This is a genomic window from Modestobacter sp. KNN46-3 (genome assembly GCF_011039295.1).
In genome coordinates, this window is the sequence record NZ_JAAKGN010000210.1 from 1 (window position 1) to 6,535 (window position 6,535).

The window sequence follows — 6,535 nt, forward strand, 5'->3', positions numbered from 1 at the left end:
CGGTCATCGACCAGGCCAAGGGCATCGTGATGGAACGGCACAGGATGACGGCGGATCAGGCCTTCCAGCTCCTGGCCGGGTTCTCCAGCCGGACCAACACCAAGCTGCGCGAGGTCGCCGAACGCCTCGTGCACACCGGCGAGCTGCCGGACCTCCTCGACCGCTGAGGCGGGCCCGTGTCGGGCGGGTCGCTCGGCTCCGCCACCTGGGACTGTCGCCGTCGCACGCGAGGTGCTCGACCTGCACTCGTCGACCGAGCACGCCTCCTGGGGACGGCGCTGCTGGACTCTCGCCAGGTGGCTTGCGGTCCTGCGCGGGCTCACGAGGTCGCGTACCGTTCGCCCCGGTCCAACCTCCGGCCGATCGCCTCGTGGGGCGCCCGGGCCGGGACCGGCCGGTGGCCGTGTCCCGCGCCTCTCCGGGGGAGACCACCGTGACCGCACCCGTGACCTCGTCGCCGGGGACCGAGGACGACCCGGCGCTGTCCGTCTCGATCGACTTCGCCACAGCGACCGTCGTCCTCTCCGGCGAGCTGGACCGCGACGGGGCGCACCACCTCGTCGATGCCCTCGGCAACCTGCTCACCACAGGTCATCCGCGGTGGACGGTCGACAGCGCTGACGTCACCTGGTGCGACGTCGGTGGCCTCCGCGCACTCGCGGCAGCCCATGCCCTGGCCGTCGCCCACGGTCGCGAGCTGTACCTGCACCGGTCGAGCAGGTGCGTCGATCGACTGGTCGCCCTCAGCGGACTGGACCAACTGGTGTCCGGCGCACCGGGTCACGGGCGTCGCCCGGCACGGTCAGCACGTCCAGACGGCGCGGTGGCGCTGGTCGAGACCCACGTCGGAGGGCCGGCGTGACCGGGTGCCCGGTCAGCCGGGCCGCTCGCTCAGCGGTGTACGACCGCCCACCGTCGTCACGTTCCTGGGCGTGCGTCCGTGACGGACGGCGGGGCAGTTGCCCAGCGATCACGGCTGCCGGCCGGGTGCGGATGTGGTGGGTGAGGACTAGTCGACGCGGTGTGCGCGGTAGCCGTCGGCCAACGCCTCGTTGAGCGCGAGCGCCAGCACGTCCTGCTGACCGGTCTCCCAGGGCATCAGCCCGGCCAGGTACCCGTCCACGTCGAACAGGTCGCCGCTGCCGGTCAACGCCGCGTAGCGGAGCCACAGTGCCTCCAGCGTCAGCTCGGCGCGGACGCGGGCGGCGTCCATCTGCCGATGCCGCTGGTCGAGGGTCACTGCCCGGTCCAGCCCGAGTCACCACTCGAATGGGGCACGAGGCGGGCGTCCGATGCAGTTCGTCTGGGGAAGTGCTGGGTTCTGGGAATGACACGCCTCCGGTGTGGACACCGGGGTGATCACCGCGGCAGGAACCCCGAGCTGGAGTCCCGCTAGCACGCGCCGATCGGTCAACGCGCTGGACCTGGCCCTACGCCTCCCGACCGGTCCTCGCGGGAGAGGCGGAGGCCGGTCGGTGGCGCTGGGTGACCTCCGCGGTCGCGGCGTCAGAGGCGCCCGGCGAGGACGACGTCCTCGGCCACCTCCCGCAGCTTCCGGTTCTGGTGCTGGCTGGCGTTGACCAGGGCGTCGAACGCGGCCTGCTCGGGAATGCGCCGGCTGCTCATCAGGATGCCCATCGCCATGCCGATGGTGCGGGCGCTACGCAGCGCCGCCTCGAGGTCGGCCACCCTCGCGCGAGCCGCCGCCGTCTCCTCGCGCGATGTCGCCGTCTCGGCCCGCGACACCGCGGTCTCCTCGCGCGAGGACGCGAGTTCCTCGAGGGACCGGGCGAGATGCGCTTCGATCGACGTCTCGACCCGCTCGGTCACCACGGTCTCCTCACCCTTCGATCGTGACACGACGGTGACCGGTACGGCGACAGCCCCGTCCCACACCGACGTGGTCAACCGGCGGGGACCAGCGCGGCCCAGACGTGCTTGCGGGGTCCGTCGGCCGCCCACCCGAACGCCGTGGACAGCCGGGCGATGAGGTGCAGGCCCAGTCCGCCCAGGGCCGGGTCCCGGTCGACCGCGGGCACCGGCGGGTGGTCGGGGAGGGCGTCGCTGACATCGACGAGCCAGCCGCCGTCACACCCGTCCACACGAACGTGGACCGGCGCGCCGCTGTGCCGCAGCCCGTTGGAGGCGAGCTCCTCGAAGGCGAGCAACAACCGGTCCATGTCATCCTCGTCAGCCCCTGAGGGCAGCGTCCCGGACGCGAGACTGCGACGCAGCTCGTTGCGAGCGGCGGTCAGCTCGGCTGGTCGGGCGATGGTCCAGGCCCAGCTGTCGTGCACTGCGGTGGGAGTCGGTGGGAGGCGGTGCGCCCACCCGGCTGCCTGGTCGGTGCTCATGGGCTCCTGCGGTGGTCGAGCGGCTGGTCTCGCCGCTGTGCTGTGCCGGGTCGCGCTGTGCTGGCAGGGTCAGCCGAGCGCTCGCGAGGTGGTGCTGCGCGCGACGTCGCGCCTTGCTGCCGTCCAGGACGGCAGGGTCAGGAGTTCGTCGCGCCCGCGTTGCAGGGTGCCATCGGATCAGCCGGCCAGCACGTCGAGCGACGGACCGCACCACTCGACGAGCGACCGACCGATCGTCGTCAGCGGCCGGGCGAGGACGGCGACGTGCGTGGTCGTCGCTCGACGGCGCCGGGACCACGGGGAGCCGGCGGGGCCATCCGGAAGACCGGCCAGCCGATCTCGGTGCGCCAGGCGTCCGGTTCGGGGGTGTTGCGTGGGCCGACGAGGTAGGTCTCCCGCACCGGGCCGGCCACGGCCAGTGCGTTGGTCACCACCCACCGGCCGAGCTCCCCGTACGTGACGTCGATGTCGTCGTGCTCGCCGACGTGGGTGGTGACGGCGAGCTCGACGGCCGGCAGGGTGACCGGGTGCACCCGGCCGCTGCGCGGGGGCGCGGCCGTCGGCCGGTACACGAGCACTTGCCCGTGGCCCTCCTCGAACAGCGCGTTGTCGTACAGCCCGCCCGGGACGCCGGTCGGCTGGCGGACCACCGCGTCCAGCTCGGCCATGGCACCGGCGTACCAGCCGAGCACCTCCTCGAGCGCGACGTCGCCCTCGACCGCGGCCACCGTCGTCGCCGGGACCGCACGGACCTCGACGTCCAACGGCGCCGGCTCCGGCCGGAGCAGCCGGCGCAGCGATGCCACCGCGGCGCGGGTCCGATCGAGCTCCGCCTCGAGCCGCTGCAGGTGGTCGGCCACGAGGGTGGCCCGGGCACCCGGGTCAGGGGACCGCAGGATGCGCTGCACGTCGGGCAGCGGGACGTCCAGCTCGCGCAGCCGGTGGATGACCTGGGCGGCCGGGATCTGGTCCGCGCTGTAGTAGCGGTACCCGGTCGTGGCGTCCACCGCAGCGGGCTCGAGCAGGCCGGCGTCGTGGTAGCGGCGCAGCGTGCGCACGCTGAGGTGGGTCAGCCGGGAGAACTCGCCGATCGCCAGCATGCGTGCACTCTGCCCCCTCTCCCCGGGGGAGAGTCCAGCGCTTGACCCTCCCGCATCGGGAGTCCAGCGCTTGACCCTCCCGCATCGGGAGGCCGCACCGTGGGGACATGACCTCACCGACCAGCATCCGGCCCGACCAGCTCCCCGTGACGATCCGCAGCTACCTCGCTGCGCACGACGCCGGCGACGCGGACACCGCGCTGCGCGCCTTCACGCCCACCGCCGTGGTCGTCGACGACGGCCTCACCTACCGCGGGACCGAGGAGATCCGGCGCTTCCTGGCCAAGGCCGGGGCCGAGTTCACGTACACCAGCACCCTCGTCGCCGCGGACCGCACCGATGACGCGCACTGGGTCGCCACCAAGCACCTCGAGGGGGACTTCCCCGGTGGCGTCGTCGACCTGCGCTACCGCTTCGCGATGGACGGCGACTCCATCGCGGAGCTCCTCATCGCGCCGTGACGACCGTGCACTCCTCGTCGGCGTGTACTGGGAACGGCCCGCGTCGAGTGCCGGATGAGCAGGTCGGCCTGCCGGGTCGGAGCCGGAGGGGTCGCCTCGGACCTTTCCGCGATCGTCCCGCGCGCACTAGCTTGCCGTCGTCGAGGGGGATCGCGATCCGCGCGGCAGCCGGACGGTGGTGAGCGTTGATGGGCGTGGACATGGCGACAGCGGGCCTGGTGGGCCGGGACCCGGAGATCGACGCACTCGACCGGCTGCTCCGCGACGTGCGGCACCGCGGCGCCGCCGTCCTCGTCCGCGGCGAGGCCGGGATCGGCAAGTCCGCCCTGCTCGACCACGTGTGCGGAGCAGCGGCCGAACGCGGGCTGCGGGTGCTGGCCACGGCCGGCGTGGAGTCCGAGACGACCCTCCCGTTCGCCGGCCTCCACCAGCTGGCGCGCCCGCTGCTCGGTCGCCTCCCCGCGTTGCCCGCCCCGCAGCGGCGCGCGCTGAAGGCGGCGTTCGGCATGACCGACGACGCTGCACCGGAGCTCTTCCTGATCGGGCTGGCGGCCCTGACCCTGATCAGCGACAGCGCCGCCGACCAGCCCCTCGTGCTGGTCATCGACGACGCGCACTGGCTCGATCGGCCCAGCGCCGACGTCCTCGGCTTCGTGGCCCGTCGGCTCGAGTCGGAGGCAGTGGTGATGGTGGCGGCCCAGCGCGACGGCTTCCCGCCCGCCCTCGCCGGCCCGGCGGTGGGCGAGCACCGCCTCGAGCGCCTGGACCGTCGCTCCGCCGAGGACGTGCTGGCGCGCCGGGCACCGCAGCTCGGGACGGCCGACCGCCGGCGCCTGCTGGCCGAGGCCGCGGGGAACCCGCTGGCGTTGGTGGAGCTGCCCCTGGAGCGCGCGCGGGACGACGGGGCGCCCCTGACGCTGACCGCGCGGCTGGAGCACGCGTTCGCAGCCCGGCTCCCCGGGCTGCCCGACGCGACCCGCGACCTGCTGCTCGTCGCAGCGCTGGAGGACGAGGGCGACCTGGGGGAGGCGCTGGCCGCAGCGTCCACCCTCCGCGGCGACGAGGTCACCGCGGACGCACTGACCTCGGCCGTCGAGGTCGGGCTGGTCGCCGCCGACGGCGGGAGGCTGACCTTCCGTCATCCGCTGGTCCGCCACGCGATCCGCCAGCGGGCCACCCTCGCCGAGCGGCAGCGCGCGCACATCGCGCTGGCCGGGACGCTGCGCGGCACCGACCGGCAGATCTGGCACCGGGCCGCCGCAGCCGATGCACCGGACGACGCGGTCGCCGCCGAACTGGAGGACGCCGCGGCCCGCGCCCAGCGCCGAGGTGGTGTGGCAGCGGCACAGGCGGCGCTCGAGCGCGCCGCCCGACTGACCGCCGACCCGGCGGAGCGGGCGCGGCGCTACCTGCGAGCAGCGGAGCTCGCCTTCGAGTGGGGGCGGCCCGACGTCGTCGACCGCCTGCTGCGTCAGACCGCGGTCCTCGACGTCCCGGCTCGGGAGCGGGCACGCATGACGGTGATCCGGGAGGGGTTCGAGGAGGGCATCCGCGACGTCCGCGCGGGCACCCGGATGCTGACCGACGTCGCGGCCGCAGCTGCGGCCGACGGCCGGGCCGACCAGGCGCTGGGGTTCCTCCGGGCAGCGGCGCTGCGGTGCTGGTGGGCCGAGCCGGGCGCCGAGGCGCGCGCCCACCTGCTCGAGGTCGTCGAGCAGGCACTCGATCCGGACGACGTGCTGGTGCTCGAGGTGCTCTCCTACGTAGCACCGTTCGACCGCGGGGCGCTGCTCCACGAGCGGTTGTGTGCCGTGGCCGACGGTCCGCTCGACACGGCGCGGGCCCAGGCCGCCGGCGAGGCGGCGAGCGTCGTGGGCGACTTCCCGCTCGCCGTGGGGTTCCTGACGTCGGCGCTGACCGGCCTCCGGGGCGACGGTCGGCTCGGACTCCTGGGACGGGCCCTGGCCGTGCAGGCGTGGAGCGCGCTGAACGTCGGGCGGTTCGACCTGGCCGCCACGGCTGCCGACGAGGCGGCCCGGCTCTCCGCCGACTCCGCCCAGCCGCTGATGGGGGCCGTCGCCCTGGTGGTCCAGTCGGTGGTCGCCGCGGTCTGCGGCGCCGAGGACGTCGAGGAACGCCTCGCCGAGGCTGCCCGGCTGGGCCTGCAGGTGGACTCGAACGCCGTCCTGGCGGGTGTGCAGTTCGCCCGGGGCATGGTCGCGCTCGACCAGGGACTGCACCAGGCTGCCTGGGATCAGCTCGTCCGCCTCTCCGACCCCGCCGACCCCGCCCACCACCCCGTGGTGCGCAGCTTCGCCGTCGGCGACCTGGTGGAGGCCGCCGTCCACAGCGGGCACCGGGCCGAGGTCGAGCCGATCGTGGCGGACCTCGAGGTGATCGCGGCGCGGACCCCGTCGCCGGTGCTGCACATCGGGCTCCGGTACGGCCGAGCGCTCCTGGCCTCCGAGGACGAGGCCGAGGAGCTGTTCGCGGCCGCCCTGGCGGCCGACCTGGGTCCCTGGCCCTTCGCCCGTGCCCGCCTGCAACTGGCCCACGGGGCCTGGCTGCGGCGGTGCCGGCGGGCGGCGGAGTCCCGGGCCCCGCTGCGGGCCGCGCGGGA

General features: G+C 74.6%; 8 protein-coding genes. 4 read left to right on the forward strand and 4 right to left on the reverse strand.

Annotation, left to right across the window (positions count from 1 at the left end; all coding sequences use genetic code 11):
* The first annotated feature begins 5 nt into the window (after positions 1-5).
* Positions 6-167, forward strand: coding sequence for an ANTAR domain-containing protein (locus tag G5C62_RS24645; RefSeq protein ID WP_346774139.1), 162 nt, complete (start codon positions 6-8; stop codon positions 165-167).
* A gap of 266 nt (positions 168-433) precedes the next feature.
* Positions 434-862, forward strand: coding sequence for an STAS domain-containing protein (locus tag G5C62_RS24650; RefSeq protein WP_241176116.1), 429 nt, complete (start codon positions 434-436; stop codon positions 860-862).
* A 147-nt stretch (positions 863-1,009) separates the two neighbouring features.
* Here G5C62_RS24650 and G5C62_RS24655 read toward each other — a convergent pair whose 3' ends face one another.
* From G5C62_RS24655 to G5C62_RS24670, 4 genes are all read right to left on the reverse strand, one after another.
* Complete coding sequence (locus G5C62_RS24655) at positions 1,010-1,240, reverse strand: hypothetical protein (RefSeq protein ID WP_164703087.1); 231 nt, start codon at positions 1,238-1,240, stop codon at positions 1,010-1,012.
* A gap of 266 nt (positions 1,241-1,506) precedes the next feature.
* Complete coding sequence (locus G5C62_RS24660) at positions 1,507-1,830, reverse strand: ANTAR domain-containing protein (protein WP_164703088.1); 324 nt, start codon at positions 1,828-1,830, stop codon at positions 1,507-1,509.
* A 74-nt stretch (positions 1,831-1,904) separates the two neighbouring features.
* On the reverse strand, positions 1,905-2,354 hold the full coding sequence (locus G5C62_RS24665) for an ATP-binding protein (RefSeq protein ID WP_164703089.1): 450 nt from the start codon (positions 2,352-2,354) through the stop codon (positions 1,905-1,907).
* A 239-nt stretch (positions 2,355-2,593) separates the two neighbouring features.
* Positions 2,594-3,454 (reverse strand): MerR family transcriptional regulator, encoded by an 861-nt coding sequence (locus G5C62_RS24670; RefSeq protein WP_164703090.1) that lies wholly within the window; start codon positions 3,452-3,454, stop codon positions 2,594-2,596.
* Between the two features lie 107 nt (positions 3,455-3,561).
* On the opposite strand from G5C62_RS24670, the gene G5C62_RS24675 reads away from it, so the two are divergent.
* Together G5C62_RS24675 and G5C62_RS24680 are read left to right on the forward strand one after the other, a co-directional pair.
* Positions 3,562-3,915, forward strand: a complete 354-nt coding sequence (locus G5C62_RS24675; RefSeq protein WP_164703091.1) for a nuclear transport factor 2 family protein — start codon at positions 3,562-3,564, stop codon at positions 3,913-3,915.
* A 200-nt stretch (positions 3,916-4,115) separates the two neighbouring features.
* A partial coding sequence (locus G5C62_RS24680) for an AAA family ATPase (RefSeq protein WP_241176117.1) occupies positions 4,116-6,535 on the forward strand: 2,420 nt, incomplete at its 3' end.